Source organism: Salinicola aestuarinus (assembly GCF_003206645.1).
Classification (GTDB): Bacteria; Pseudomonadota; Gammaproteobacteria; order Pseudomonadales; family Halomonadaceae; genus Salinicola; species Salinicola aestuarinus.
The window spans coordinates 102,306-126,532 of the sequence record NZ_PZJP01000008.1 but is presented as its reverse complement, the minus strand read 5'-3'; the positions used below and the strand labels follow the sequence as shown (position 1 = coordinate 126,532).

The 24,227-nt window shown below is 62.2% G+C and carries 22 protein-coding genes; 9 read left to right on the top strand and 13 right to left on the bottom strand.

Features of this window, described 5'->3' with window-relative positions; genetic code table 11:
• Positions 1 to 27 precede the first annotated feature (27 nt).
• Entirely contained in the window at positions 28 to 522 is a 495-nt protein-coding gene (locus tag DOM41_RS12510; RefSeq protein WP_110687201.1) for a peptidylprolyl isomerase, read from the top strand.
• Positions 523 to 561: 39 nt separating this feature from the next.
• Positions 562 to 1,287 carry a UDP-2,3-diacylglucosamine diphosphatase gene (locus tag DOM41_RS12505; protein ID WP_110687200.1) on the top strand — a complete coding sequence of 242 codons (726 nt, stop codon included), beginning with the start codon at positions 562 to 564 and terminating at the stop codon, positions 1,285 to 1,287.
• 112 nt (positions 1,288 to 1,399) lie between these two features.
• Here DOM41_RS12505 and DOM41_RS12500 read toward each other — a convergent pair whose 3' ends face one another.
• The gene (locus DOM41_RS12500) at positions 1,400 to 2,041 is read right to left on the bottom strand and encodes a MiaE family protein (RefSeq protein ID WP_110687199.1); all 642 of its coding nucleotides are present in this window, start codon (positions 2,039 to 2,041) and stop codon (positions 1,400 to 1,402) included.
• Positions 2,042 to 2,441: 400 nt separating this feature from the next.
• Here DOM41_RS12500 and acnB point away from each other — a divergent pair, with 400 nt between their 5' ends.
• The 3 genes from acnB to DOM41_RS12485 all read left to right on the top strand — a co-directional run bounded on the left by acnB (position 2,442) and on the right by DOM41_RS12485 (position 8,062).
• Positions 2,442 to 5,045, top strand: coding sequence for a bifunctional aconitate hydratase 2/2-methylisocitrate dehydratase (acnB, locus tag DOM41_RS12495; protein ID WP_110687198.1), 2,604 nt, complete (start codon positions 2,442 to 2,444; stop codon positions 5,043 to 5,045).
• A 412-nt stretch (positions 5,046 to 5,457) separates the two neighbouring features.
• The gene (locus DOM41_RS12490; RefSeq protein WP_110687197.1) at positions 5,458 to 6,060 is read left to right on the top strand and encodes an outer membrane beta-barrel protein; all 603 of its coding nucleotides are present in this window, start codon (positions 5,458 to 5,460) and stop codon (positions 6,058 to 6,060) included.
• Positions 6,061 to 6,247: 187 nt separating this feature from the next.
• Positions 6,248 to 8,062: a glycerophosphodiester phosphodiesterase gene (locus tag DOM41_RS12485; RefSeq protein WP_245391833.1), complete on the top strand. Its 1,815-nt coding sequence runs from the start codon at positions 6,248 to 6,250 to the stop codon at positions 8,060 to 8,062.
• Positions 8,063 to 8,191: 129 nt separating this feature from the next.
• Here DOM41_RS12485 and ppsA read toward each other — a convergent pair whose 3' ends face one another.
• Positions 8,192 to 10,564, bottom strand: coding sequence for a phosphoenolpyruvate synthase (gene ppsA, locus DOM41_RS12480; protein ID WP_110687196.1), 2,373 nt, complete (start codon positions 10,562 to 10,564; stop codon positions 8,192 to 8,194).
• A 231-nt stretch (positions 10,565 to 10,795) separates the two neighbouring features.
• Here ppsA and ppsR point away from each other — a divergent pair, with 231 nt between their 5' ends.
• Positions 10,796 to 11,629, top strand: coding sequence for a posphoenolpyruvate synthetase regulatory kinase/phosphorylase PpsR (gene ppsR / locus DOM41_RS12475; protein WP_110687195.1), 834 nt, complete (start codon positions 10,796 to 10,798; stop codon positions 11,627 to 11,629).
• Between the two features lie 56 nt (positions 11,630 to 11,685).
• On the opposite strand, the gene DOM41_RS12470 is transcribed toward ppsR, so the two are convergent.
• From DOM41_RS12470 to DOM41_RS12460, 3 genes are all read right to left on the bottom strand, one after another.
• Positions 11,686 to 12,258, bottom strand: a complete 573-nt coding sequence (locus DOM41_RS12470; protein ID WP_110687194.1) for a hypoxanthine-guanine phosphoribosyltransferase — start codon at positions 12,256 to 12,258, stop codon at positions 11,686 to 11,688.
• Positions 12,259 to 12,333: 75 nt separating this feature from the next.
• Positions 12,334 to 13,380: a beta-N-acetylhexosaminidase gene (gene nagZ, locus DOM41_RS12465; RefSeq protein WP_110687193.1), complete on the bottom strand. Its 1,047-nt coding sequence runs from the start codon at positions 13,378 to 13,380 to the stop codon at positions 12,334 to 12,336.
• A 103-nt stretch (positions 13,381 to 13,483) separates the two neighbouring features.
• Positions 13,484 to 14,146 carry a TetR/AcrR family transcriptional regulator gene (locus tag DOM41_RS12460; protein ID WP_110687192.1) on the bottom strand — a complete coding sequence of 221 codons (663 nt, stop codon included), beginning with the start codon at positions 14,144 to 14,146 and terminating at the stop codon, positions 13,484 to 13,486.
• Between the two features lie 240 nt (positions 14,147 to 14,386).
• On the opposite strand from DOM41_RS12460, the gene lexA reads away from it, so the two are divergent.
• Together lexA and dinB are read left to right on the top strand one after the other, a co-directional pair.
• The gene (gene lexA / locus DOM41_RS12455) at positions 14,387 to 15,040 is read left to right on the top strand and encodes a transcriptional repressor LexA (protein ID WP_110687191.1); all 654 of its coding nucleotides are present in this window, start codon (positions 14,387 to 14,389) and stop codon (positions 15,038 to 15,040) included.
• Between the two features lie 14 nt (positions 15,041 to 15,054).
• Positions 15,055 to 16,119, top strand: a complete 1,065-nt coding sequence (dinB, locus tag DOM41_RS12450) for a DNA polymerase IV (RefSeq protein ID WP_110687190.1) — start codon at positions 15,055 to 15,057, stop codon at positions 16,117 to 16,119.
• Between the two features lie 135 nt (positions 16,120 to 16,254).
• Here the strand turns inward: dinB and purU are convergent, their stop codons facing one another.
• Complete coding sequence (gene purU / locus DOM41_RS12445; protein WP_110687189.1) at positions 16,255 to 17,148, bottom strand: formyltetrahydrofolate deformylase; 894 nt, start codon at positions 17,146 to 17,148, stop codon at positions 16,255 to 16,257.
• A gap of 304 nt (positions 17,149 to 17,452) precedes the next feature.
• On the opposite strand from purU, the gene DOM41_RS12440 reads away from it, so the two are divergent.
• Complete coding sequence (locus DOM41_RS12440) at positions 17,453 to 19,138, top strand: ribonuclease J (RefSeq protein WP_110687188.1); 1,686 nt, start codon at positions 17,453 to 17,455, stop codon at positions 19,136 to 19,138.
• 236 nt (positions 19,139 to 19,374) lie between these two features.
• Here the strand turns inward: DOM41_RS12440 and DOM41_RS12435 are convergent, their stop codons facing one another.
• The 7 genes from DOM41_RS12435 to upp form a co-directional block, all read right to left on the bottom strand.
• Positions 19,375 to 19,668, bottom strand: coding sequence for an H-NS family histone-like protein (locus DOM41_RS12435; RefSeq protein ID WP_110687187.1), 294 nt, complete (start codon positions 19,666 to 19,668; stop codon positions 19,375 to 19,377).
• 161 nt (positions 19,669 to 19,829) lie between these two features.
• Entirely contained in the window at positions 19,830 to 20,819 is a 990-nt protein-coding gene (gene moaA, locus DOM41_RS12430; protein WP_110687186.1) for a GTP 3',8-cyclase MoaA, read from the bottom strand.
• A complete protein-coding gene (moaE, locus tag DOM41_RS12425; protein ID WP_110687185.1) occupies positions 20,816 to 21,277 on the bottom strand; it encodes a molybdopterin synthase catalytic subunit MoaE in 462 nt (153 codons plus the stop codon). The genes moaA and moaE overlap by 4 nt, the downstream gene beginning before the upstream one ends.
• 135 nt (positions 21,278 to 21,412) lie before the next feature.
• Positions 21,413 to 22,234 (bottom strand): cyclic pyranopterin monophosphate synthase MoaC, encoded by an 822-nt coding sequence (gene moaC / locus DOM41_RS12420; protein WP_110687184.1) that lies wholly within the window; start codon positions 22,232 to 22,234, stop codon positions 21,413 to 21,415.
• A 129-nt stretch (positions 22,235 to 22,363) separates the two neighbouring features.
• Entirely contained in the window at positions 22,364 to 22,963 is a 600-nt protein-coding gene (gene mobB, locus DOM41_RS12415; RefSeq protein ID WP_110687183.1) for a molybdopterin-guanine dinucleotide biosynthesis protein B, read from the bottom strand.
• Positions 22,963 to 23,556, bottom strand: coding sequence for a molybdenum cofactor guanylyltransferase MobA (gene mobA / locus DOM41_RS12410; RefSeq protein WP_245391832.1), 594 nt, complete (start codon positions 23,554 to 23,556; stop codon positions 22,963 to 22,965). Before mobA ends, mobB begins: the two co-directional genes overlap by 1 nt.
• Positions 23,553 to 24,182 carry a uracil phosphoribosyltransferase gene (gene upp, locus DOM41_RS12405; protein WP_110687182.1) on the bottom strand — a complete coding sequence of 210 codons (630 nt, stop codon included), beginning with the start codon at positions 24,180 to 24,182 and terminating at the stop codon, positions 23,553 to 23,555. Before upp ends, mobA begins: the two co-directional genes overlap by 4 nt.
• Positions 24,183 to 24,227: the final 45 nt, after the last annotated feature.

Here is a 24,227-nt window from a genome sequence, read left to right as displayed (position 1 = left end):
CGCCTCACCCCAGGACCAGGAATGACCATGATCGCTCTGCAGACCAACTACGGTACGCTCAAGCTAGAACTCGATTACGACAAGGCGCCCAAGACGGCTGCCAATTTCGAGCAGTACGTTCGCGACGGCCACTACGACAACACCCTCTTCCACCGCGTCATCGACGGTTTCATGGTCCAGGGAGGCGGCTTCGATACTGACTTCGAGCAGAAATCGACTCGTGCACCGATCGATAACGAAGCGGACAACGGCCTTACCAACCAGAAAGGCACGCTGGCCATGGCGCGCACGCAGGACCCGCACTCAGCCAGTGCCCAGTTCTTCGTCAACGTGTCCGACAACGACTTTCTTAATCATCGCGACAAGAGCCTTCAGGGCTGGGGCTACTGCGTGTTCGGCCGTGTCGTCGAGGGCATGGATGTCATCGACAAGATTCGCCAACAGCCCACGGGCCGTCGCGGCATGCACAGCGACGTCCCCGTCGAAGACGTGATCCTCGAGCGCGCCGAAGTCATCGACTGATCCGATGCTCTCTCTCTCAGCCAACCATCGAGTGACGCCATGCAACTGCTGATCGCGGACCTTCACCTGCAGCCCAGCCAGCCGGACATTGCCCGGGGATTCGTGGACTACCTGCGCGGCCCGGCAAGAGAGGCCTCGTCGCTGACGATTCTGGGCGACCTGTTCGAGGCCTGGATCGGAGACGACTATCGGGGCGACTTCGAACAGCAGATCATTGCCGAGCTGCGCGCACTGAATGACTCAGGCACACGGCTGGCTTTCATGCATGGCAACCGCGATTTCCTGATCGGCGAGGACTTCGCCGCTGCGAGTGGCTGTGCGCTGCTGAACGATCCGACGACACTCGAGCTCGCCGGTCAGCGCGTCGTGCTGATGCACGGCGACAGCCTCTGCACGGAAGACGAAGCGTACATGGCGTTCCGGCGACAGGCTCGCGACCCGGCATGGCAGGCCCAGATCCTTGCGATGCCGATTCCCGAGCGTCTGGCGCTGGCCAAGCAGCTGCGCGAACAGTCTGGCGAGGCCAATACCAACAAGGCAGAGGACATCATGGATGTCACTCCCAGCGCCGTGGAACAGACGCTGCGCGATCACGACGCCCGCGTGCTGATCCATGGCCATACCCATCGTCCGGCAGTCCACGACGTTGACGTCGACGGTGAATCGGCCAAGCGCTACGTGATCGGCGACTGGCGCCCCGATCAGGGCTGGCAACTGAGAGTCGAGACAGATTCGCTGACACTTGAATCCTTTCGCCTCGGCTGAACAAGAGATCTTAAAGGGCGCACGCGGTGCGCCCTTCTCTTGCACCCCTCTTGTCTGCTATCCCTCGATCTGCCCTTCCCGGTCACTCCGGCCTTGCCTACGGGCGGTCGATCTAGGCGCCGGCCGGCACGCCGCTATGAAAGCGGAACATGGCGTCCTCGCTCTCGATCAACTCGCGCTCGACGCCACCGAATTCGGCGATCCGCGTTTTGACGCTCTCCGCGTCGGCGTAGCTTTCGGCGAGAGACAGGTAATCTTCGAAGTGCCGACCCTCTGAACGCACCAGCGAGCGATAGAACTTGGCCAGCGTCTCATCGAGGTGCGGAATCAAGCGCGCGAAGCGTTCACACGAGCGAGCCTCGATGAAGGCCCCCACGATCAAGGTGTCGATCAGGCGCTGCGGCTCCTGTTTGGACACGTGCTGGCGCAGCCCTTCAGCGTAGCGTGATGCCTGCAGATGGGAGTAGCCGATACCCCGCTCCTCCATCAGATTGATCACCTGCTCGAAGTGTAAAAGCTCCTCACGAGCCAGCTGAGACATCTTGTTGAGTAGCTCAGGGCGATCGACGTAGCGAAACATCAGGCTCATGGCGGTCGAGGCCGCCTTCTTCTCGCACTGTGCGTGATCGATCATCAGCAGCGCCGGGTTCTCGATCGCCGCCTCGACCCAGCGTGTCGGTGTCGGGCACGGCAGAAAATCGAGGAGTTCGGAGGGCAGCGACGCGTCGGTCGCAGTATCGGTATAAGCGGTCATGCATCTCGCCGATTGGGTGGCCGCGACGCCGGCACAGCGGGCGCCGCCGCGTGATAATGAAAGCGAATCGAACATTCCAGCGCGCATGGTAGCGCCGGCGTGTCACGAGTTCGAGCCTTGGCTATGCGATAGCCTCCACCGGGGCACCCTCCGCTGACGGCTGCCAGGGTCGCGACGTTACCGCGCTTTCGCCGGCGCATCGCGATGTCGCTTACTCGCTTCACTGCGCCGTTGATGCCCCGCGCACTCACGCCAGATGCCGGCCAGCACACCCATTCTTAACATTGTCGACAGTTTGCCGTAGACTTCTGCGCGCCTCGGCGTCGCCCATCGGATCGCCTGTCACAGGGCGCTGAACACGTCGCAACGAGGCCCTGACACTAGATGAGGGTTCCCCACCGTGCTTGAAGCCTACCGCCAACACGTCGAGGAGCGCGCCGCCGATGGCGTGCCGCCGAAACCGCTGACCGCCGACATGACCGCGCAACTGGTCGAGCTGCTCAAGCAGCCGCCTGCCGGCGAAGAAGCGTTTCTGCTCGAACTGATCACCGATCGCGTCCCGCCCGGGGTCGACGAAGCCGCCTACGTCAAGGCAGGCTTTTTGACCGCCATCGCCAACGGCGAGACCACATCGCCGCTGATCGACAAGATCCACGCCGTGAAGCTGCTGGGGACCATGCAGGGCGGTTACAACATCGTGTCGCTGGTCGCACTGCTCGACGACGCCGAGCTTGCCGAAGAAGTTGGCGAGCAGCTCAAGCATACCCTGCTGATGTTCGACGCCTTCCACGACGTCGCCGACCGCGCCAAGCAAGGCAACGCCGTCGCACAGCGCGTGCTCGAATCCTGGGCCGAGGCCGAGTGGTTCCTCGCCAAACCGGCGCTGGCCGACAAGATCAGCATTGCCGTTTTCAAGGTACCGGGCGAGACCAATACCGACGACCTTTCGCCGGCACCGGATGCCTGGTCGCGCCCCGATATTCCGCTGCACGCCAACGCCATGCTCAAGAACCCGCGGGACGGCATCGAACCCGAGGCGCCGGGCAGCAAAGGCCCTCTGGAGCAGATCGACGCGGTCAAGGCCAAAGGGTTCCCTGTCGCCTATGTCGGTGATGTGGTGGGTACCGGCTCGTCGCGCAAGTCCGCCACCAACTCTGTGCTCTGGTTCTTCGGCGATGACATCCCGCACGTGCCCAACAAGCGCGCCGGCGGTTTCTGTTTCGGCGGCAAGATCGCGCCCATCTTCTTCAACACCATGGAAGACGCCGGTGCCCTGCCGATCGAGATGGACGTCGAGCAGCTCGAAATGGGCGATGTCATCGACGTCTTCCCCTACGAAGGCAAAGTCACGCGTCACGATAGCGACGAGGTCATCTCGACCTTCTCCCTGAAGACTCAGGTCATTCTGGATGAGGTCCGTGCCGGCGGCCGGATTCCGCTGATCATCGGTCGCGGCCTGACCGAGAAGGCGCGGGAAGCCCTCGGCCTGCCCGACTCCGACGTCTTTCGCAAGCCGGAGCAACCGGTCGACACCGGCAAGGGCTTTACGCTGGCGCAGAAGATGGTCGGCAAGGCCTGTGGCCTGGAGGGCGTCCGCCCCGGCATGTACTGCGAGCCGCGCATGACCACCGTCGGTTCTCAGGACACCACCGGACCGATGACTCGCGACGAGCTGAAGGATCTTGCCTGCCTCGGTTTCCAGGCCGATCTGGTCATGCAGTCCTTCTGCCACACCTCCGCCTACCCGAAGCCGGTTGACGTCGAGACTCACCACACGCTGCCGGACTTCATTCAGAACCGCGGCGGCGTCTCGTTGCGCCCGGGTGACGGCATCATCCACTCCTGGCTCAACCGCATGCTGCTGCCGGATACGGTCGGCACCGGCGGTGACTCGCACACCCGCTTCCCGATGGGCATCTCGTTCCCGGCAGGCTCGGGTCTTGTGGCGTTCGCCGCGGCGACCGGCGTGATGCCGCTGGACATGCCCGAATCGGTGCTGGTGCGCTTCAAGGGTGAACGGCAGCCGGGCATTACGCTGCGCGATCTGGTTCACGCCATTCCCTACCAGGCCATTCAGCAGGGCCATCTGACGGTCGCCAAGTCCGGCAAGAAGAACGTTTTCTCCGGTCGCATTCTGGAGATCGAAGGCCTCGAGGATCTGACGGCCGAGCAAGCATTCGAGCTTTCGGACGCCTCTGCCGAGCGCAGCGCTGCCGGCTGTACGATTACCCTGGGTGACGAACGCGTCAAAGAGTATCTGCAGTCCAACGTCACGCTGCTCAAGTGGATGATCAGCGCCGGCTACGGCGATGCGCGCACGCTCGAGCGCCGTATCGAAGCCATGCAGGCGTGGCTCGACGATCCGAGCCTGATGCGTGCCGACAGCGATGCCGAGTATGCCGCGGTCATCGAGATCGACCTGAACACCATCGACCAGCCGGTGCTCTGTGCGCCCAACGACCCCGATGACGCCCGTCTGCTCTCAGACGTCGCGGGCGAGAAAATCGATGAAGTCTTCATCGGCTCGTGCATGACCAACATCGGACACTTCCGCGCGGCCGGCAAACTGCTCGAGAAGCAGCCTGCCGGCAGCCTGAAGACGCGGCTTTGGCTTGCCCCGCCAACCAAGATGGATCAACATCAGCTCACGGAAGAGGGTTACTACGGGATTTACGGGCGAGCCGGCGCGCGTATGGAGATGCCGGGCTGCTCACTCTGCATGGGTAACCAGGCACGAGTCGCACCGAAGTCCACCGTTGTCTCCACTTCCACGCGCAACTTTCCCAACCGTCTGGGCGACGGCGCCGATGTCTATCTGGCATCGGCAGAACTCGCGGCGATTGCCGCCGTCGAGGGCCGACTGCCGACGGTCGAGGAGTACAAAGCGACCATGGGTGAGTTCAATGCCATGGCGGGTGAGATCTACCGCTATCTGAACTTCCATGAGATCGAAGACTTCCAGAGAGCGGCTGCTACCGTCATCCCGGTCGCCCAGGAAGCCTGACACGACTCTTCCGATGCTCGCAGCTTCTCGAAGAGGCTACCGAAACGCCCCGCGANNGATCGCGGGGCGTTTTTTTATGTCCGGCTGTGATGGCGGCGGCCTTATCAGTGGCGTAATGGTGGCACGCGGTTTTCGCCGCCGCAGCCACACCGGCCCCCCACCTGGCGAGGCGTGGCATGATCACGACCGTCACCGGCATGGTTGCCACAGGCTGATGCGTGCATGGTGGAAGCGGCGAATCATCGACTCTCGCTCTACACTCTCTCGACGACGACAATCACGGGGACCGGGCTTGCGCCCGCTCGCGTCAAATTTTACAGTCCGGCAAGTCTTCGAACACTGTTCACTCGATCGGTCGGCGATACCTCGACGGTCCTTTCGCGTCGCGCCGACGATACTTCAGGAAAACGTCATGCAAAACACCACGCGCTGGCTTCTGCCCTCCCTGCTCTCCGCCGCTTTCGCCTCCACTGTCCTCGCGGTGCCGGCGGCACAGGCCGCCAACGCCGACGGCCTCTACGTCGGTGTCGGCGCCGGTGCCAGTTCGCTGCGCAACAGCGATGGCGAGGTCGGCGACTTCATCGAGTCCAGTGGGGACGATTTCCACCTCGATGATGACGACAACGTCTACAAGGCGTTCGTCGGCTACGAATACAACCGGTTTTTCGCGACAGAGGCTTTTTATAGCGACCTCGGTCGCGTCGATCTGAAAAGCGACAGTGGTAACGGTGACATTGATAGCCGTGCCTTCGGCCTTAGTCTGGTCGGCAAGCTGCCGGTCATGCCGTGGCTCGATCTGTTCGCCAAGGCCGGCATGGCGCGCTGGGACACCGATGCCAGCGGCCAGCTGCAGGGCAGTACACTCCACGACGACCATGGCATCGATCCTGTCTATGGACTCGGCGCGCAGCTCGATCTCGCACCCGTTCTGGTTCGCGCGGAGTACGAGCGCTACGATTTCGATAGCGACTATCAGGTCGATGCGGTCACCGCCTCGGTCGGCTGGCAGTTCTGACGCCCAGCCGGCGCGCTGCCATCACCCGCTTTCGGGCCGCCGCGCGCGGCCCGTGGCTTCATCTCCCATCGAGGCCCGCGTTAGGCGGCCGGCGGCGCCTTGCGAAGATGACGGTTTGAAGACAACCTGTCCCCTCGTGCCGCCCAGCGGTCACCTTTACGCCTCGTAAGGAGATCGGCAACACTCCATGCTCGCCCCCAGACCGCTGATGCAGGATATCGCGCGTCAGATTCGTGCCCATCTTCGCTCGCTGATCACTTTTCATCTGTTCTTTACACTGCTGGCCACGGCCCTCTGGGTGCCCCTTTCGGCGGGGACTCTGTCGGGGCTGCTACACCGTATTGGGCGCCCCGTTCTCAGCAACGGCCAGATCGCCGATGTCGCCTTGTCGGCCTGGGGCCTAGTGTGGCTGCTAACAGCGATTGGCCTGAGTTTCCTGGTGATCTTCCTGCAGCAAGCGGGAATGATGCTCGTCGTCTCGAGTCGCGCGGGGGGGCGCTACCGCGTGGCGATGGGGGCGCTATGGCATGTCCTAAAGCGGCTGCCCGCGCTCGCCATCCTGACCTTCATTCAGGTGGGCAGCCATTTGCTGCTCGCGACGCCGTTTGCGATTGGTCTGGCGCATCTCTATCAAGGGATCATCGGCGGCATCGAGCCCTACGTCTTGCTGCGGGTCAAACCGCTAGCGCTGTGGCAGTTTCTGGCCGCCGCCCTTCCGCTGATAGCCATTCTGGCGACAGCGAGCGCGGCCCTCTATTTTCGCTGGTTTCTGGCTCTGCCGGCGATGATGCTCGAAGGCCTCAATCCGATCGCCGCGCTCCAGCGTAGCCGCTTACTCACCGCCGGGCAGCGCACGCGCATGGCACTCACGGTCATCGCCACCGTGCTGATCATTACCGCGATTCCGATCGTCTTCACGCTGATCTTCAATGCGCTCGGCGGCCCCCTGCTTGCGGCGATGCCAGAGCGTAACGAGATCCTGATCCCGGCGATGATCGCCTATCTTGCGCTCTACATCCTCGCGACCATCGCGCTGACGTTTCTCGGGATCTCGGCCAATAGCCTAATGGTAACGACGCTCTACCATCGCGCCACCGGTCAGGCCCCCATCGTGACTCCGCCGCCCGCGCCCCAGCGGTCAGGACTCATCGTCTGGGGTGTGGAGCTAATCGTGCTGGTTTTCGCCGTGGGACAGGCGTTCTGGGTGCTCCAGGGCTTCGAGATCAATGACAGCGTTCGGATCACCGCCCATCGCGGCAGCTCCTACAAAGCGCCGGAGAACACGCTGGCAGCGCTGGACCAGGCAATCGAGGATGGCGCTGACGCGATGGAGCTCGATGTTCGCCTGAGCGGGGATGGTGAAGTCGTCGTCTTCCACGACAACAATCTGGGTCGCGTGACGGGTATCGATCGAAAGATCAGCGAGATGACGCTCGCGGAGATCGCAACGGTCGATGTCGGCAGCTGGTTCGGTGACGTCTTCGCCGGCGAGCGGATTCCGACCCTGCAGCAGATGATCGATCGCGCGGCCGGCCGGATTGACCTCTACATCGAACTCAAGCCGGAACCGGGTGACACCGAGGCCCTGGCGCGCCAGGTCATCGCCGAGCTCGAGGCGGCGGACATGACCCAGCAGACGGTCATCGCGTCGCTCTCGCCAGAGGTCATCGGCGTGGTGAAATCGATCGACGACTCCTTGCGCACCACGCTCTTTCTTCAGTTCATACTGCCCGGGGCTCTCAGCACCACCGACGCCGACATCATCGGCCTGCGACACAATCAGGCAAACCCGAGCCTCATCCGCACGATTCACGATGGCGGCCGTGGTGTCGCGGTATGGACCGTCAATCAGCCCCGCGACATGTCGCGCTACATCGATATGGGCGTCGACAACATCATTACCGATCGCCCGGATGCCCTGCAGGCCATACTCACCGAACGCCACGCCATGTCAGACGGTGAGCTCCTGCTGATCAAGCTACGCAATTGGCTTCGCTCCTAGCCGACTCGACAGGCGTGGCGCGCCTCGTGCCGCCAGGCGAAGGTGAAGCGCGGCTGGAGACGCTGACGCCGGCACGACAAGTGTCGCGCCGGCGTCCGTTTGATGGATCCCGAGGGGGTGTGGGCCGGATCAGGCGAGCGTTTCACCCGCCAGCATGAACCAGGTCTCGAGCACCGCATCCGGGTTGAGCGAGACCGAGTCGATGCCCTGCTCCATCAGCCACTTGGCGAGCTCCGGATGATCCGAGGGTCCCTGTCCGCAGATACCGACGTACTTACCCTGCGCCTTGCAGGCCTGAATCGCCATAGAGAGCAGCTTCTTCACCGCCGGGTCCCGTTCGTCGAACAGATGGGCGATGATGCCGGAGTCCCGATCGAGCCCCAGCGTGAGCTGAGTCAGGTCGTTGGAACCGATGGAGAAGCCGTCGAAATGCGCCAGAAATTCGTCGGCGAGCAGCGCGTTAGCCGGCAGCTCGCACATCATGATGACCTTGAGGCCCCGGTCGCCCCGCTTGAGGCCGTTGGCCGCTAGCAGCTCGACCACCGCCTTGCCCTCGGCCGGGGTGCGCACGAACGGCACCATGATCTCGACATTATCCAGCCCCATCTCGTCCCGCACACGCTTGAGCGCGCGGCATTCCAGCTCGAAACAGGGGCGGAAATCTTCGGAGATATAGCGTGACGCCCCGCGAAAGCCGAGCATCGGGTTCTCTTCGCCCGGCTCATAGGCCTTGCCGCCGATCAGGTTTTCGTACTCGTTGGACTTGAAGTCGGAGAGCCGAACGATGACCCGCTTAGGATAGAACGCGGCCGCCAGCGTCGAGATCCCCTCCACCAGGCGATCGACGTAAAAACTGACAGGATCGGCGTAGCCAGCGGTGCGTAGATCGATGGTCTGCTGGAGATCGGGCGACAGTTTGTCGTAGTCCATGAGCGCCCGAGGATGCACGCCGATCATGCGATTGATGATGAACTCCAGTCGCGCGAGCCCGACCCCCTCGTTGGGCAATCCCGAGAAGGCGAACGCGCGGTCAGGATTGCCGACGTTGAGCATGATTTTGAACGGAATTTCCGGCATGCCGTCGACGCTGGTGGAGCGACACTCGAAGTCGAGCTTGCCGCTGTAGACGTGACCGGTATCCCCTTCGGCGCAGGAGACCGTCACTTCCTGATCGTCGGCGAGGCGCTCGGTCGCGTCGCCGCAGCCCACGACTGCAGGAATCCCCAGTTCGCGGGCGATGATCGCCGCGTGGCAGGTCCGTCCACCGCGATTGGTAACGATCGCCGAGGCCCGCTTCATGATCGGCTCCCAGTCGGGATCGGTCATATCAGTGACCAGCACATCACCGGACTGCACCTTGTGCATCTGCTCCGGCGTCTCGACCAGCTTCACCCGCCCCTGGCCAATCCGCTGACCGATGGCGCGACCGTCGACCAGCACCCGGCTCTTCTCTTTCAGCGTGAAGCGCTCGAGCGTGCCCGCCTCCTGGTTCGACACCACCGTCTCGGGGCGTGCCTGAACGATGTAGAGCTTGCCATCGTCGCCGTCACGCGCCCACTCGATGTCCATCGGTCGGCCGTAATGCTGCTCGATGGTGACCGCCTGGCGCGCCAGCACCATCACCTCCTCGTCGCTGAGGCAAAAGCGCTGGCGATCCTGGATTCCGACGTCCACCGTCTGCACGGAGCGACCGGCGGCCGCGTCGCCGGTATAAATCATCTTGATGCGCTTGGAGCCCAGCGTCCGCCGCAGTACCGCAGGCTTGCCGGCTGCCAGCGTCGGCTTGTGCACGTAGAACTCATCCGGATTGACTGCGCCCTGCACGACGGTTTCACCCAGCCCCCAGGCGCCAGTCACGAAGACGGCGTCCCGGTAGCCGGATTCGGTGTCCAGCGTGAACATGACACCGCTCGCAGCGGTTTCCGAGCGCACCATCTTCTGCACCCCGGCGGAGAGCGCAACGTTCTCGTGGGCGTAGCCGCGGTGTACGCGATAGGAGATGGCGCGATCGTTGAACAGCGAGGCAAAGACTTCGTGTACCGCACGTTTAACGTTGTCGAAGCCGTCGATATTGAGAAAGGTCTCCTGCTGGCCGGCAAAGGAAGCGTCCGGCAGATCTTCCGCCGTCGCCGATGAGCGCACCGCCACCTTGAGGTTGGGATGCTTGGCCTGCAGCGCCTGGTAGGCGTCCGCCAGTGATTGCTCGAAAGCAGGCGGCAGCGGTGTCTCGATCACCCACTGACGAATCCGGGCGCCGACTTCCGCCAGCGCTTCGGTGTCGTCCACGTCGAGTCGGGCGAGCTCGGCATTGATACGATCGTTGAGGCCCTCAAAGGCGAGAAACTCTCGATAGGCGTGCGCCGTGGTGGCGAATCCCCCCGGCACCGTGACCCCGGCGTCCGCCAGGTTGGAGATCATCTCGCCGAGCGAGGCATTCTTGCCGCCGACGTGCTCGACGTCCCCCATACCCAGCTTTTCGAAAGTGATGATGAACGGGTCCAAGGCTTTCTCCTGATCGATTCTCGCGACACACGATGGCGCAGGCACTGCACCGCAATGACGCCAGAACCTATCAGTCGCCCTCGGGGACCGCTAGCGCTTTAAAGGCGTAGGGTTTGGAGTATTTCTACAAGAAATCCCGCTTTACGCCGCTTTATGTAGTCGGCTGGCGATGAGTTGATTGCGGGACGAACTCGGGTCGACAATGACTCCCCCACGACTGGACACAAGCCGATGACTCGTACCGCCTTTTTCATCTCCGACGGCACCGGCATTACCGCCGAGACCCTGGGCAGAAGCCTGCTGTCGCAGTTCGAGAACATGGAGTTCACCCATGTCACCAAGCCCTACGTGGATACCCTGGAGAAAGCGAATGCTCTGGTCACGCTGATAGAGACCACGGCGGCGCGAGACGGTGTCCGCCCCATCGTCATCGATACCATCGTCGACCAGGCCGTGCGGCGGGTGGTCGCCGAGGCACCGGCGTTCATGGTCGATATCTTCTCGACGTTTCTCGCTCCCCTCGAAGAGGAGCTCGCGACCGACTCCACCTACACCGTGGGGCGCACGCACGCGATTGGCCAGGACGATGTCTACATGCATCGAATCGAAGCGGTCAACTTTGCGCTCGACAATGACGATGGCGCTCGCACCTATCAGTACGAAGAGGCCGATATCATCCTGATCGGCGTCTCGCGCTGCGGGAAGACCCCCACCTCTCTCTATCTCGCTCTGCAGTTCGGCATCCGCGCCGCCAACTATCCGCTCACGGAAGATGATCTCGACGAGGACGGCACGCTGACGCTGCCGGCGTCGCTGGCCAAGCACCGGCACAAGCTGTTCGGGCTGACGATCGACGCGCGGCGTCTAGCCGCGATTCGCACCGAGCGCCGACCCAACAGCCGGTACTGCTCGATGGACCAGTGCATGCAGGAGCTGGCGCAGGCCGAGGCGCTCTACCGCAGGCACCATATTCAGTTCATCGATACCACGCGTTTCTCCATCGAGGAGATCTCGACGCGCATGATCAACGAGAGTGGGCTGCAGAGACGCTTCAGCCCGCGCTAGGCGGGCTGAATAGGGAAGGCAGGGACCCTGAATTGACGCACAAGCGTCAGGCGGTCCTAGAGATCCTTGGGGGCGAAGATTCCGGGCGCGTTACGCCAGTAACCCTTGTAGTCCATGCCGAAACCGAAAACGTAGCGGTCGACCACTTCCAGGCCGCAGTAGTCCGCCTTCAGGTCGGGGGCTGCCTTGCGATCGTGCTGTTTGTCGACCAGCACGGCAGTGGTGATGCTGGCAGCGCCTGCCTGTCGGCAATAGTCGAGAATTGCCGCTAGCGTTGCGCCTTCGTCGAGGATGTCATCGACAATGACCACGTGACGGCCGGACATCGGAATTTCCGGCGACACTCGCCAGAAAAGCTCGCCACCCCGCGTGCCACCGCGATACCGCGTGGCATGCAGATAGTCCACCTCAAGCGGAAACCCGAGTCGGGTCAGAAGATGGCCGGTGGTGATCAGCCCCCCGTTCATCACGCAGTAGAAGACCGGCAGCTTGTCGCCCAGATCGCGAGTGATTTCATCGGCCATGCGATCCAGCGCGGTTTCCACTTGTGCCTGATCGATGAGGCAGTCGGCGTTGTCCATGACATCCTGCATCGAAGCGAGGGCGTCGGTCGGTAAAGATTGAGTCATCGTCTTCCGTATCGTTGCTGAGAGTGACGGCGCCTAGGCCGCGCCGTCACGGTCGGTGGGACTGTCGGTCTTGGCCTACTGGGCGCCGAGAGAGCCGCTGGGGGTAGCCGCGGCCTCGTTGAGCGCCTCCAGCCGGGAATGGGTACGACGCCAGCGCGAGATCGCGGCCAGCGATGCAAGGCTTGGCCGCGCCCGGGCGTAACGCAGCTTGCCGAGTCGGGTCGAGCCCTCCCCCTGGCAGGCATCGACGACCTGGCGAGCGTCCTCCGGCGCGTTGCAGATGACTGCCATGTCGCAGCCGGCCGCCCAGGCAGCGCGCGCCCGCTCGGCGGGCGAGCCGGCCGCATGCGCAGCGGCCATGGTCAGGTCGTCCGAGAAGATCGCCCCCTTGAAGCCCAGCTCTTCGCGCAGCAGCCCCAGCCAGCTGGGCGAGAAACCGGCGGGCCGATCGTCGAAGGCACGATAGATCACGTGGGCGGGCATCACGCCGTCGAGCTTGCCAGCCAGTCGCGTGAATGGCACCAGATCGCGCTTGCGCAGCGCGTCCAGCGAGCGGGCATCCTCAGCGACGGCGTGATGGGAATCCTGGCGCGCACCGCCATGCCCGGGGAAATGCTTGCCCACGGCGACCATACCGGCCTCATGAAGACCCTCGATGAAGGCTGCGCCAAGTCGGGCGACCACCTCCGGATCCGTGGAGAAACTGCGCGTGCCGATCGCTGGAGACTGATCGTCGTCGAGATCGAGCACCGGCGCGAAGGTAAGATCGAAACCGCAGGCGGCGAGTTCCATGCCCATCAGCCACCCCGTGTCCTGAGCGAGCAGCAAGGCGCCCTCGGGATCGGCGGCGTACTGATGACCGAATGCCGCCATCGCGGGGATACGGGTCACCCCCTGCTGGAGTCGCTGAACCCTGCCACCCTCCTGATCGACGGCGATCAGGATGTCCGGACGGCAGGCTCGAATGTCGGCAGTCAGCGCTTGCGTTGTCGCAACGTCCGGGGTGTTCCTGGCGAACAGTATGACGCCACCGACTTCCGGCCGCGCGATCAGCTTTCGCTCGTCTTCCCGTAGCCTGATGCCTTGTACGTCCAGCATCACCGGACCGAGAGGTTGAGTCATTAGCCGTTACCTGAAACCGTGAAGCGCCCGATTCTAGACGACGCTCGGGAGTCATGACAGCACCCGTCCATCGGAACGCCAGTTTGCGTTGCCCTCACTGCGTTCAGGCCAGCGCTTGCACGCCATCGACATCGGGCAGTGGCGCACGCATCCCGGCGACGACAACGGGTCTCAGGTGATTGATCAACTCGCGCACCGACATGTGCTGTTGATACTCGTGATCGGCGATATCGCGAAGCGCATCCAGTCCGGAGAGGGTGAAGATCACGGTGCCGAGCATGAAATGCAGGCGCCAGAACCGCTCGGCATCGGGTAACTCGGGCGTGGCGATGCGCAGACACGCCACGAAGCGTTCGAATGTCTCTCCGTACTCAGCCTGTAGGTAGCGCCGCAGATGCCCCTGTGCCTGGCTATAGGCCAGGCCCAGAAGCTTCATGAAGATCTGCAGGCTATGGCGCTCGGCGGGGACTTCCAACACGCTGCGCGCCAGCGTCTCGAGCAGCGCATCCAGCGGAATCGCCGCACTGACGTAGCGCGTCTCCAGCGCGTCGAGCGCCGCATGGAGTCGCTCGGCAAAGGGGTCCAGGTAACGCGCGAAAACCGCCTGTATCAGCGCCTTCTTGGACCCGAAGTGGTAATTGACCGCCGCCAGGTTGACCTTGGCGCGGGTCGTGATGCTTCGCAGCGAGGTTTCGGCAAAGCCCTTCTCCGCGAAGAGCACCTCGGCGGTATCGAGAATTCGGCTGACCGTATCGGATTGCGCCATGACGTCCTCTGGGCTGGCAACGCGTCTTCGAATGAAAACGCCCGTTTCAAACGCCAGCGATTTTAAGCACCCTTGCGGGTCTTCGACAATTGCGCCTAAGTCTTGGAGAACCCCAACTTACGTGGCGTTGCCGACGGACGACGACTTTCCAATAGCGCAATGACTGGATACAATCCCAGGCTGTATACATAAACACGCTCGCAGTCGTCGCCAAGGCGGCTCGGGCCCCGGGAGACGCCAATGTCGCGACCGCTCACCGCCAGACAGCAAACGGTCTACGATTTCATCGTCAAGACGATGGCAGAGTTCGGCTATCCACCGACCCGTGCCGAGATCGCTCGCGCACTCGGTTTCCGCTCACCCAATGCAGCGGAAGAGCACTTGCGGGCGCTGGATCGCAAAGGCGTGATTCGTATGATCCCGGGTACGTCGCGGGGCATTCGTCTACCTGCGAGCGAGACGGATTTCGACACCGCCAGCGAGACGCAATCAGAGGAATCAGGACTCCCGATCATTGGTAACGTGGCGGCCGGAAGTCCGATTCTGGCCGCCGAGCACATTGATCGCTATTGCCCGATGCCAGCGGACTACTTCACACCGAAGGCTGATTACCTGCTGCGAGTTCGCGGCCTCTCGATGAAGGATGTTGGTATTCTGGATGGCGACCTGCTCGCCGTGCATCGGACCCAGACAGTGCGTGATGGCCAGATCGTGGTGGCGCGCATCGAAGACGACGTCACCGTGAAACGGTTCCAGCGACAGGGTAGTCGGGTCACGCTAGTGGCGGAGAATGCGGATTTCGCGCCAATCGAAATCGATCTCAAGAACGAGCACCTTGAAATCGAGGGTCTTGGCGTCGGCGTCATCCGCGGCGGCAGCTCGGGTTTGCAGTAAGCGTCGACGCGACGATGCGCAAGATTCTCCACGCCGACTGCGACTGCTTCTACGCCGCCGTGGAGATGCGCGATGATCCCTCGCTGACACACGTCCCGCTGGCGATCGGCGGCAGCGCCGAGCGCCGGGGCGTGGTCGCGACCTGCAACTATCCGGCCCGTGCCTACGGTATCCATTCGGCCATGCCGACGGCACGGGCTGTGCGGCTCTGTCCCGACCTCAAGGTGCTTTCCCCCGATTTCAACAAGTATCGCCAGGTGTCGCAGCAGGTGCTGGCGACCTTCCACGAACTCACGCCCCTGGTCGAACCGCTTTCGTTGGACGAGGCGTATCTCGACGTGACCGAGGTAGAGCAGTTCCATGGCAGCGCGACGTGGATGGCGCGTTGGCTGAAACAGGCCGTTCTTGCCCGCACGGGTATCGTGGTATCGGTCGGGGTTGCCCCGAACAAGTTTCTGGCGAAGATCGCCAGCGACTGGGACAAACCGGATGGCCTGTTCGTCATAACGCCGGAGGAAACCGAGCGCTTCATTACCGACCTATCGGTGAAAAAGCTCCATGGTGTCGGTCCCGCCACGGCGAGCAAGCTGGAGAACCAGGGAATCTCGACCTGCGCCGATCTTCGCGCCGAGCCGCTCGAACGGCTGCTGGATCAGTACGGCAAGTTCGGGCGCCGCCTGCATGAACTCGCCCATGGCATCGATGACAGACCGGTCAACGTCACGCGCGAGCGCAAGTCGGTGAGCGTCGAGAACACCTACGATCAAGATCTTGGCGATCTTGCCCAGTGTCAGCAGGCGCTGCAGCCGCTCATCGCTCGGCTGCACGAAAGACTGGCCAAGCACGGTGATCCAGGGATTGCCAAACAGTTCGTCAAGGTGAAGTTCAACGATTTCACCAGCACCACGCAGGAAACCAGCGCCCGCGGCGTCATCGATGCCCGCTTTCACGAGCTACTGGAGAGCGCGTGGCAACGCGGCGCTCGCCCTGTTCGCCTGCTGGGCGTCGGAGTTCGCCTCGCGCCGGCGCTCGAACAGCGCCAGCTCGGCCTCTTCGATGCGGTCGACGCCCCCGACTGAGCGAATCACCATCCGCCCCATACCTGCCTCGACACCCCTTCCCGCCTTGTCGTTACTGCCTGCATGCCACCGAACGCAATGCCCGGAGAGCCGGGCGGCCACGTCGAACCCGCCCGGCCAATCAGACGCATCGGGTCAGGAGAAGACGACGGTCTTGTTACCGTGAATCAGCACCCGGTCCTGCAGATGCCAGCGAAGCCCGCGGGCGAGCACCGATTTTTCGACATCCTTGCCCAGTCTCACCAGATCCTGCGGCGCATGGCAGTGCGACACGCGCTGGATGTCCTGCTCGATGATCGGGCCGGCATCGAGCTCTTCCGTCACGTAGTGGCAGGTCGCACCGATTAGCTTGACCCCACGCTCGAACGCCTGGTGATACGGTTTTGCCCCGACGAATGACGGCAGAAAGCTGTGATGGATGTTGATGACCCGCCCCGCATACCGCTGGCAAAGCGCCGGCGGAAGAATCTGCATGTAGCGCGCCAGCACGATGCTGTCGACGTTCTCGGCTTCGATTAGACGCTCGACCTCAGCGAAGGCCGGGGCTTTATCCGCTGGATCGACGGGCACGTGATGAAAAGGGATGCCGTACCATTCGACCATAGCGCGCAGCTCGTCATGGTTGGAGATCACGCAGGGGATCTCGCAGTCGAGCTCTCCCGACGACCAGCGATAGAGCAGGTCGACCAGACAGTGGGACTGTCGGGACACCATGATCACGAGTCGCTGGGGCCGGGCCGGCTCGCTCAAGCGCCAGTCCATGTCGAACTCTCCTGCAATCACCTCGAAGGCAGCGCGAAAGTCGTCGGCAGTCAGTGCATTGGACTGGATGTCGTAACGCATGAAAAAGCGACCGGCATCGAGATCCGAATGCTGATTCGCCTCGACGATGGAGCCGCCCTGGTCAGCGATGAAACTCGAGACCCTCGAGACGATTCCCACGCGATCCGGGCAGGATACGATGAGACGATAGTGATGCGGGGCAGGCTTCGCCGCCCCCGCCGAGGCGTCAGCCGGCGACGGAGGCATAGCGGAAGACGACGGCGTTGCCGTCTGCGAAACGTTGGCTGATGTTGGCATAGACACTACAAAATGTTCACGATGAGAAAGAAGGAACGAAGAAACCTGGACCCAGTCCTGGACTGTCGACGAGTGCGACAGTCGTTGTATCGACAGCGTCATTATATCCGATTCACGACCAGTCGCTGAGACCTCGCGCCAGGCAAGAGGCGTTGTGGGGATTGAATGCTCGGCGATAGCGAATGAACGGGCGTTTGAGCCCGCCAAGAGCCATGACTTATAGTGAAACCAGTTTTTCTCGCTAAGGACGCCGATGTTTTCTCCCCGCGCTCAGATCCGCCCCCGAAGTCATCCTCCTCTGCTGTTCCACCCTCTCGGCGGCTGTGGCGAAATCGGCATGAACCTCTCGCTCTACGGCTACGACGGCCGCTGGATCGCCGTCGACTGCGGCATGATGATCCGTCAGGATCTACCGGACCAGCCGCTTCAGGTCCCCGATGTCGAGCATCTGGCTGCCGAGTCGATGATTCCCGAAGCGGTTTTCATCACCCATGGTCATGAGGATCACATCGGCGCCCTGGCATGGATCTGGCCACACTGGGGTTGCCCGATCTATGCCACCCCACTCGCGATCGAGATGCTGCGTACCAAGTTCCTCGAGCAGGGATTGAAAACCGACGCCCTGACCCCGATCGCTCGGGGCACGGAGATTACCTGCGGGGCATTCCGTGTGACGTTCCTGTCGGTCACGCACTCGATTCCCGAAAGCTGCGCGCTGTCGATCGTCACGCCGAGCTGCAACGTTTTCCATACCGGCGACTGGAAGCTCGATGAGGCGCCGCTAATCGGCGCACCGATGAAGGCATCGACCTTCGAAGCGCTAGCCCCGGTGGATCTGGTAGTGGCGGATTCGACCAATGCGGACGTCGAGGGCCACTCCCGCAGCGAATCCGAAGCCGCGGCAGCGCTCGAAGAGGCTATCCGCGCGTGCAGTGGCCGGGTGGTCGTAAGCTGCTTCGCCAGCAACCTTGCCCGAATCGAGGTGCTCGGCCGTATCGCGCAGCGCTGCGGCCGACGTGTCGGTCTGCTCGGTCGTTCGATGGAGCGGATGGTGGCTACCGCGATGCAGCTTGGCTATCTAGAGGACTTCCCGCCGCGAGTACCGACTCACGACATTGGGTACCTACCCGTCGACGAAGTGCTGATCATTGCGACCGGTAGTCAGGGGGAGCCCCGTTCGGCGCTATCCCGCATGGCTCAGGGCCGGCATCCAGTGCTCGACCTTGAAGCCGGAGACAATGTCATCTTCTCGGCGCGTGCCATTCCTGGGAACGAGCGCCCTATCGAACGCTTGAAGAACGGCTTCAAACGACTCGATGTCGTGGTCCACGATGAGACCACCAACCCCTCCCTGCACGCCTCGGGGCATCCTGGACGGGATGAGCTACGAATGCTCTACGGTTGGCTACGCCCCAAGGCCCTGCTACCGGTTCATGGCGAGATAGCCCATCAGGAAGCGCACCGGGATCTCGCGCAGTCGCTGGGCATCTCCGTCCCGCTGCTCGCCCAGAATGGTGAGATCGTCGCCTGGGAAGGCGAGACGCTTCACACCAGGACCCAGCACCACTTGCGCCCGGTCCTGCTTCGCGGCCGCCAGCGCCCCGGCGACAAGCCCAAACCGGAAACGTCTCGGGATACGCGCTCCCTGGCCATCGCGGTGACAATTCTACCCACGGAGACCGGCTGGACCCGCATCGGCCGGCTGATCTGGGATAGCGCCGTCGAACTGAATCTCGATGACGAGGCGCTGGCACAGTGGCTTGATGAGCGCATCGACGCGATCCCGGCCCAGACACTTTTACAACTGCGCCAACAGCTCTTCCGTCCGCTCTGCGATTGGCTCGACGAGCGGCTGTCCAGCCGCGTACAGGTCCACCTCCAGTTGATGCCCGTCGACCCGCAACCCGAGTACGAGGTGCGTGCTAACGACGCTTTCTAGCCAACGGCGGGATTGCAGGCGCACAAAAAAACGCGCGAGTCAGTCGACTCACGCGTTTTCATTACCCAGATAGACATCAACTCCCGTCAGCCAAGAGTCCCAGTGCGGAACTTTTTGAGAGGCTTTAGGAGAGGCTATGAAGAGGGCTTTGCGAGTGGCTCTATCCTCCTCGGCCGCAGGCACTCTTCGGCGCGCCTCACGCCACAAGGGCGGTTGAGCAACGAGCGCGGCTATCGTCAGCCGTTCTTGGCGGCATTCTTCGGTGGTCGGCCACGGCGCTTGCGCGGTTGCTCCCCGACGAGATCATCCATCGAGAGGCCGGCAGTATTCATGGCGTCACGAATTTCCGCCAGTTTCTGTTGCTTGTCGGCTTCTTCTTTCTGACGCAGATGATCTTCCTGTTGTTTCTGCTCAATGACTTCGCCGATGACTTCGGAGAGCTTATGAAGCTGCTCCATACTGAGCTGACGAGCCGCTGCACGTGCGACGTTTTTATTACGAGCGATCCGCTCCAATGATTCGGTGGACATCGTCCCCTCCCTTGCGAATACCGATAGCGGCTTGACGGCAGATGATGGTTTAAAAGTATATGCCCGCACGCCAATTTGGCAAGAATCGAAATAAAAAAGGCACGCGTTAATCGCGTGCCTTTTTGCCATCAAAGCCAGTAATGCTTAGCAGAATTACTTCTCTACCCGCCGGTCATATTCATGAATCTGACGACCTGAACATCACCGTCGGTCGTGAAGTGGTGCCGTTCCGGCTTGAGGTCCATCGCGCCGATAATCTGATCCTTCAAGGGCTTCATCTCCCCGGGATAGCGGCGGAGTGTCTGACGAAGATCTACTGAATGCTCATTGCCGAGACACAGCAGCAAACGCCCTTCTACCGTGACGCGCACCCGATTACAGGTACTGCAGAAATTGTGACTATGGGGCGAAATGAATCCGATGCGACTGTTGCTGTCCGCCATGCGGAAGTAGCGTGAAGGCCCAAGGGTCGATTCCGCTGAGGGAATGAGCGAATAGCGTGACTCGATGTACGACTGCACGTCATCGCTGGAATAGAAAGTTTCCCCTCGGGAGTGGTCCGACACGTCGCCAAGCGGCATCTCCTCGATGAAGCTGATGTCGAGAGACTCATCGCGGGCAAAATCCACGAGATCAAGCACCTCATCGTCATTGCGACCTTTCAGGATGACCGCGTTGAGCTTGATCCGCTCGAAGCCGGCGTCCTGGGCGGCGTGAATACCGTCGATCACCTTTGCCAGATCCCCGGTTCGCGTCAACTGCCGAAATCGCTCCGGATTCAGCGAATCCAGACTGATGTTCAATCGCGACAGTCCGCCACGCTTCAGCGTCTCTGCATGCTTGGGCAGACTCGCGCCATTGGTGGTCATGGCGAAATCCTTGAGTCCCGGCAGCTGGCCCATGCCGGTGACGAGGTCACCAATACCCTGTCGAACCAGCGGCTCGCCTCCCGTCAGACGGATCTTCTCGACCCCGAGCTCAGTAAAGGCGCGGGCTACCTGCTGCAACTCCTCGAGTGTGAGGATCTGTGCCCGCGGCAGGAACGTCATCTCCTCGCTCATACAGTAGACACAACGAAAATCGCATCGATCAGTGACCGAAATGCGCACGTAGCGTACCTGGCGAGAAAAATTGTCGACTAAAGCTGTCATTGTTGCTCCCAGCGATCGGCATCGTCTCGATCGCTTTGTCGTTCAGAGACCCAGTAATCCCCGCTGGCGGTATGTTCCTTCTTCCAGAATGGGGCCCGAGTCTTGAGATAATCCATGACGAAGTCACAGGCTTCGAAGGCGTCTCGACGGTGCGCACTGGCAACGCTCACCAGCACGATGACATCACCCGGCAGCAATCGTCCGACCCGGTGGATGATGCCAATGCCCTCTAGCTGCCATCGCTCGCTTGCCTGACGGGCGATGTCGGCAAGCGCCTTTTCCGTCATGCCGGGAAAGTGCTCGAGAGTGAGCGCTTCGACATCCGGACGCTCGTTGAAGTCGCGCACCAAGCCGGTAAAGCTGACGATGGCACCGACGTCATGACGCGTTCCGAACCAGCGAGCCTGCTCGATACCGACGTCGAACGCCGGTTCCTGCACCCGTACTTCCCAAGTCAAGCCTCTCTCCTCATTGAGTCATCCGGCGTCCAATCGGTTCTGGACGGCAAGCGGTTGACGGTTCCCGCGCCTGTCACGCCGAGACAGGACGTTGCCCGCCCTCGGCAGGCCACACCGTCGTCAGCATGGCAGTGATTACCCGCCCGTCACCGGCGGAAAGAAAGCCACCTCGTCGCCGGCTTCGACGCGCGTGGCGTCGCTTGCCAGCGTCTGGTTGTGTGCCATCAGGATACGCGGCTCGTCCAGCGCGGCGTAACGATCATCACGTTCACGTAGCGCTCGCTTGACGCTCAGTATGTCGGCATTGGCCAGCGACGCCACCGGCACTGTCAGGCTTTCCTGCCCCACCCGCTCACGCAGCTCGGCAAGAAATCGGACACGCACCGACGGCACGTCACCCGCTTTTGATGCGGTCACCGTTGCGTCGCTGACCCCCGACTCATCGGACACTGCCGGTGACTCTGTCGGTAACGCCGCACGCTCGCTGGCTCGAGAGAAATCGCCGGAGCGGCCGCCACTTTTCTCCTCGAGCTGTATCGCGTCGATCGTCATCCCCTTGTCGACCGCCTTGCACATGTCGTAAAGCGTCAGGCACGCCACCGAGACAGCAGTGAGCGCTTCCATTTCGACGCCGGTTCGACCGTTCAAGCGGCAGGTCGCCTTGACCTTCACACAGGCGTTGTCGTGGTCGAGATCAAAATCGACCGTCACCTTCGAAAGCGCCAGTGCGTGGCACAGCGGTATCAATTCGGGGGTGCGCTTCGCCGCCTGAATGCCGGCAATGCGCGCCGTCGCCAGTACGTCCCCCTTGGGCAGCCCCCCCTCGACGAGAAGCGCCAGCGTCTGCGGCAGCATGTGAATTCGCCCGGATGCCGTGGCCTCACGTCGCGTCTCCTGCTTATCAGCAACGTCGACCATGTGGGCTTCACCGCGGGCGTTGAGATGGGTGAGCGTCATAACGCTTCGACCTCGCTAATCAGTCTTTACGGCGACCCCTAATCTTAGTTCGGATAGCAGCGACTTCCCAGCGCCGTCAAAGCCGACTCAAGAGATCGTCGATTGAGTAAGTTCGTTAAGAGAAGATCTCTACCGCCGTCTGGCGGCGTGGATCAGACTCGCATCAAGATCCCTGTCGGGATCGAAGGCTGCGGCCCAGGCAGCGATCCAGTCGGCGATGGCACCGGGATCGTCGAGATCCAGTGAAGCCACTCCCGCCATGGGGGTTAATGGCTTCATGGCGACAGCGCGAATCCAGGGGTCATTCTTCGCCAGCTCCCTGTGAGGGGCGACGTCATCGCTAGCGCCACCCCGACGCAGCTCGAGCTTGGCGACTGGCCACGACTTGAACCCTTCAACCAGGATCAGCGCCGGACCGAGCGCTGCGACCTGAGAGATCAGCGTGCCGAGATCCGGCTCCTCCTGCCCCGGCGTCTCCATCATCAGCGCAAAGCGTCGCCCTGAGGCGACCAGTGTCGGCGCGGCGCCTGCCGCGCGTAGCCGATAGCTATCCTTGCCCGGCGTGTCGACATCGAACGCATGGTGCGCATGCTTGATGACGGCAGCCGGCCAGCCGAGAGCGCCGAGGCGCGGCAGCAGCTTTTCAAGCAAGGTCGTCTTGCCCGTTCCGCTCCAGGCGACGATACCGAGCACAGGGATGACGGGCGCTGCCGTGGCGGGACGCTGCATTACCACCTCTCGCTGTCGCGTTCGGCCGCTGCCCGATCTTCCGGCGTATTGAGATTTGCGAAAGCTTGATCACCGTTCACGAATCGAACCTCCTGCCAACGATGGCGAGCGTACCAATCGGTCACCTTGGCTCCCCCTTCGGCAAGCCAATTATCGAGATCGATATGGAGCGCGGTGCGTATCAATGCCACCAGGGGTTGGCAGCGCTCGCCATCGTGGGCGGAGATGATATCGGCCCCCTCTGCCGCGCTTGCCAGCGAGGCCACGCAGTCCAACGGTAGCCAGGGCATATCGACCGCGGCGAGAAGCGTCCACGGTGTCGTGACGCGACGCATACCAGCTGCGGCGCCGGCGAGCGGCCCTGGATACCCCTGCACATCATCACTGACGACAGGGACGCCCAATCCGCGGTACCGCGCCAGCTCACGGTTGGCGTTGACGATCACGCCACCGACCTGCGGTGACAGTCGCTCGACAAGGCGCTCGATCAGCGGCCGGCCCGACACCTCGACCCACCCCTTATCGATACCGCCCATCCGGCGGCCACGGCCACCCGCAAGCAGCACCGCCGTGATATCAGATGGCGGAATCAACGCGTGCCGAAGATCTTGTCACCGGCGTCGCCGAGACCGGGCACGATGTAGCCGCTCTCGTCGAGCTTCTCATCCACGGCCGCCGTGTAGATTTCGACGTCGGGATGCGCCTGCTTGACCCGCTCGATCCCCTCCGGCGCCGCAACCAGAACAATTACCTTGATCTGCTGGCAGCCACGCTCGCGAAGCATATCGAGTGTCGCAACCATTGAGCCACCGGTGGCAAGCATCGGATCGATGACAATCGCCAGTCGCTCATCGAGGTCGCTGACGAACTTCTCGAAATAGGGAACCGGTTCCAGCGTTTCTTCATTGCGATAGAGACCGACGACACTGATCCGAGCACTCGGAATCAGGTCGGTGACGCCGTCGAGCATGCCGAGTCCCGCGCGGAGAATCGGTACGATCGTGACCTTCTTGCCCTTGATCTGCTCGATGGGAATCGGACCGCCATCCCATCCCTGGATCGTTGCAGGCTCGAGCTCGAGATTCTGCGTCGCCTCATAGGTCAGCAGTTTCGCCACCTCGCACGCCAGCTCACGAAAGCTCTTGGTGCTGATGTCGGCAGCGCGCATCAGTCCCAGCTTGTGTTTAACCAGCGGGTGGTCGATTTGGTGAACACTCATGATCGGCGCCTTCGTCAAAAATGGATCTAAACGCCGACATTGTAC

What these genes read in the sequence shown, in the direction of transcription:
- DOM41_RS12510 (WP_110687201.1), top strand. Translation starts at nt 28, where the DNA reads ATGATCGCTCTGCAGACCAACTACGGTACGCTCAAGCTAGAACTCGAT.
- DOM41_RS12505 (WP_110687200.1), top strand. Translation starts at nt 562, where the DNA reads ATGCAACTGCTGATCGCGGACCTTCACCTGCAGCCCAGCCAGCCGGAC.
- DOM41_RS12500 (WP_110687199.1), bottom strand. Translation starts at nt 2,041, where the DNA reads ATGACCGCTTATACCGATACTGCGACCGACGCGTCGCTGCCCTCCGAA.
- DOM41_RS12490 (WP_110687197.1), top strand. Translation starts at nt 5,458, where the DNA reads ATGCAAAACACCACGCGCTGGCTTCTGCCCTCCCTGCTCTCCGCCGCT.
- DOM41_RS12485 (WP_245391833.1), top strand. Translation starts at nt 6,248, where the DNA reads ATGCTCGCCCCCAGACCGCTGATGCAGGATATCGCGCGTCAGATTCGT.
- ppsR (WP_110687195.1), top strand. Translation starts at nt 10,796, where the DNA reads ATGACTCGTACCGCCTTTTTCATCTCCGACGGCACCGGCATTACCGCC.
- DOM41_RS12470 (WP_110687194.1), bottom strand. Translation starts at nt 12,258, where the DNA reads ATGACTCAATCTTTACCGACCGACGCCCTCGCTTCGATGCAGGATGTC.
- nagZ (WP_110687193.1), bottom strand. Translation starts at nt 13,380, where the DNA reads ATGACTCAACCTCTCGGTCCGGTGATGCTGGACGTACAAGGCATCAGG.
- DOM41_RS12460 (WP_110687192.1), bottom strand. Translation starts at nt 14,146, where the DNA reads ATGGCGCAATCCGATACGGTCAGCCGAATTCTCGATACCGCCGAGGTG.
- lexA (WP_110687191.1), top strand. Translation starts at nt 14,387, where the DNA reads ATGTCGCGACCGCTCACCGCCAGACAGCAAACGGTCTACGATTTCATC.
- dinB (WP_110687190.1), top strand. Translation starts at nt 15,055, where the DNA reads ATGCGCAAGATTCTCCACGCCGACTGCGACTGCTTCTACGCCGCCGTG.
- purU (WP_110687189.1), bottom strand. Translation starts at nt 17,148, where the DNA reads ATGCCTCCGTCGCCGGCTGACGCCTCGGCGGGGGCGGCGAAGCCTGCC.
- DOM41_RS12440 (WP_110687188.1), top strand. Translation starts at nt 17,453, where the DNA reads ATGTTTTCTCCCCGCGCTCAGATCCGCCCCCGAAGTCATCCTCCTCTG.
- DOM41_RS12435 (WP_110687187.1), bottom strand. Translation starts at nt 19,668, where the DNA reads ATGTCCACCGAATCATTGGAGCGGATCGCTCGTAATAAAAACGTCGCA.
- moaA (WP_110687186.1), bottom strand. Translation starts at nt 20,819, where the DNA reads ATGACAGCTTTAGTCGACAATTTTTCTCGCCAGGTACGCTACGTGCGC.
- moaC (WP_110687184.1), bottom strand. Translation starts at nt 22,234, where the DNA reads ATGACGCTCACCCATCTCAACGCCCGCGGTGAAGCCCACATGGTCGAC.
- mobB (WP_110687183.1), bottom strand. Translation starts at nt 22,963, where the DNA reads ATGCAGCGTCCCGCCACGGCAGCGCCCGTCATCCCTGTGCTCGGTATC.
- upp (WP_110687182.1), bottom strand. Translation starts at nt 24,182, where the DNA reads ATGAGTGTTCACCAAATCGACCACCCGCTGGTTAAACACAAGCTGGGA.